A 2,716-nucleotide genomic window follows, 5' to 3' on the forward strand; every position below is an offset into this window, starting at 1 on the left:
GCATCGTCGGTGACCACGCCGTCCATGGCTTCGGCCAGCGCGACCGCGGCCTGGCGCATGCGCACGAACGGCTGTTCGCTGCGCGGCACGTGCGTCACTTCCAGCGACAGCGCGATCTCGCGCAGCGCGCTTTGTTCGGGGTCTTCGGCCATGGCGGCCTGCGGGTCGAACACCAGGCTCAGGATGGGCGCCTGCCCGCTCTGGCTGCCCGCCAGCACCATGCGCCCGGGCAAGGCACCGGCCACGAAGCCGAGCCGGGCGGCGTTCTGCGCCACATAGCCCGGGCTCCAGGCTGCGCGGCGCGCCCGCAGCACGAAACCGAGCTGGGCATCGTGTCCGCTGGCGAAGGCGTCGAGCTCGCGCGCACGGGCCACTTCGCCCCGCATGTCGGGGAAATCGGGGGTGGCACCCACGGCGTCGGCGAAGGCCTGGGCCTTCACGACGAACTCGGAGAACTCGATGTCGTTGAGCGCGCCGGCGCGGTTGGCCAACTGCACCCCGGCCTGCAGTGCGCGGTAGCGCTGGCCCGCGCGCGGGCTTTCCCACTCGCCAGTGCTCTCGCTCTGCCCTTCCACTGCGAACGGTTTGCTGCCCACGCGGCGCGTGCCCGGCAGCGCGGCCAGCAAGGCGTCGCCCGAGACCTCGCCATCGAGCAGCATCGGCGTGATGACGTCAATCAGGGCGTCGAGCGCGGGCTTTTTCTCGGGCACATGGACGACGTTGCTGAGGGTCACGGGCACCACCGGTGGCCCCAGGTGGCGGATCTCCTGGGGCGGCTCGTCGCTGGCGGCGACCGGTGACGGACCGTCGTCGAGCACGGGTTCGATGCGTTGAGAGATGTCCAGCCCCGGCCCGGTGTGCGACCGCTCGGCAAGGTCCACCGGGGCGGTGTCGTCGAAGCGTCCGGCCTGGGGGCCGCCCTCGTAGGCGCCGGGCGCGGCGTCCTGCGGCCCGCGTTCGCGTGCCGTGCGGGGCGCGCTCTTGCTGGTGACCCAGGCGTTGTAGGCCACCACGCCCGCCAGCACGAGCCCTCCGATGATGGCCAGACTGAGTTGCAGTGTGCTCATGGTGCGAGGAGAAATGGGAGGTGGGGTGGGGTGCTCAGGAGGCTTCGAGCATGCCGGCGGCGGACTCCATGTCCACCGCGACGATACGCGAAACGCCCTGCTCCTGCATGGTCACACCGATCAGCTGTTCGGCCATTTCCATGGCGATCTTGTTGTGGCTGATGAACAGGAACTGGGTGCCCTGCTTGCTCATGCTTGTGACCAGCCGGGCGTAGCGATCGGTGTTGGCGTCGTCCAGCGGCGCGTCGACCTCATCGAGCAGACAGAACGGTGCCGGGTTGAGCTGGAAGATGGCGAACACCAGGGCGATGGCGGTGAGCGCCTTTTCACCGCCCGAGAGCAGGTGGATGGTCTGGTTCTTCTTGCCGGGCGGCTGCGCCAGCACCTGCACGCCCGCGTCCAGGATTTCCTCACCGGTCATCACCAGCCGGGCGTTGCCGCCGCCGAAGAGCTCGGGGAACATGCGGCCGAAGTGCTCGTTGACGGTGTTGAAGGTGCTGCCCAGCAGGTCGCGGGTCTCGGCGTCGATCTTCTTGATCGCGTCTTCCAGCGTGTTCATCGCGTCGTTCAGGTCGGCCGACTGGGCGTCCAGGAAGGTCTTGCGTTCGCGCGCGGCGGTGAGCTCGTCCAGCGCCGCGAGGTTGACCGCACCCAGCGCCTGGATCTCGCGGTGCATGCGGTCGATCTCACCCTGCAGACCCGTGAGCCGCACGTTGCCTTCGGTGATGCTCTGCGCCACCGCGGCCAGGTCGGCCTGGGCCTCTTCGAGCTGCTGGCTGTACTGCTCCACGCCCAGGCGCGCGGCCTGCTCCTTGAGCTGGAACTCGGTGATGCGGTTGCGCAGCGGATCGAGTTCGCGCTCCAGCTGCAGGCGGCGCTCGTCGCTCGCGCGCAGCTTCATCGTGAGGTCGTCGTACTGGCTGCGCAGGGCGCCCAGGGTCTGCTCGCGTTCGAGCTTCACGGCCAGCACGTTCTGCAGCCCGGCCTCGGCGGCGGCGGCGCTCAGGCGGGCCAGCTCGTCGGTGGCGCGCTGTTCTTCGTCGACCAGCGACTTTTCCTGCGCGGCCGCGGTTTCCAGCGAACGCTGCAGCTCGCCCTGGCGCGCCTGCAGGCTGCGCAGGGCGAAGGTGGCTTCCTGCGCGCTGCGCTCCAGCGAGCGTTGCTGCTCGCGGGCGGCGTTCAGCGCGCGTTCGGCGTCGATCACCTGGTCGTCGAGCTGGGCGTGGCGCTCCTGGCTGTCGGCGAGCTGCATGTCCAACTCTTCGAAGCGGGCTTCGGCGGTGACCCGGCGTTCCTGCAGCTCATCGAGCTGGGCGTCCACCTCGGCGAGGTCGGCAGCGATCTGTTCGCTGCGGGCGCGGGTCTGCTCGGCCAGCTGGGTCAGGCGCAGGGTCTCGACCTGCAGCTCGTGCGCGCGGCTGCGCGTTTCGGCGCCTTCGCGGCGCGCGCTCACGAGGCGCTGCGAGGCGTCGGTGTAGGCCGCTTCCGCGCGCACCAGGGTCGTGCGGGCCTGCTCAGCCATCAGGGCCTGGGCGCGCAACTCTTTTTCCAGGTGTTCGATTTCCTGCGCCCGGGCCAGCAGGCCGGCCTGCTCGCTGTCGGGCGCGTAGAAGCTCACGCTGTGGGCGCTGACCGCGTGGCCGCTGGGC

General features: G+C 70.1%; 1 protein-coding gene and 1 pseudogene. Both read right to left on the reverse strand.

What is annotated here, in order from left to right; translation table 11 throughout:
- The coding region (locus V6M57_RS07935; protein WP_332814445.1) for a cell division protein FtsZ at positions 1–1,067 on the reverse strand (1,067 nt) is incomplete at its 3' end.
- A gap of 34 nt (positions 1,068–1,101) precedes the next feature.
- A pseudogene (locus V6M57_RS07940) lies at positions 1,102–2,716 on the reverse strand (chromosome segregation protein SMC); the annotation flags it as partial.

Origin of the sequence: Ramlibacter sp., from assembly GCF_036676645.1 — a bacterium.
GTDB lineage: Bacteria > Pseudomonadota > Gammaproteobacteria > Burkholderiales > Burkholderiaceae_C > Ramlibacter.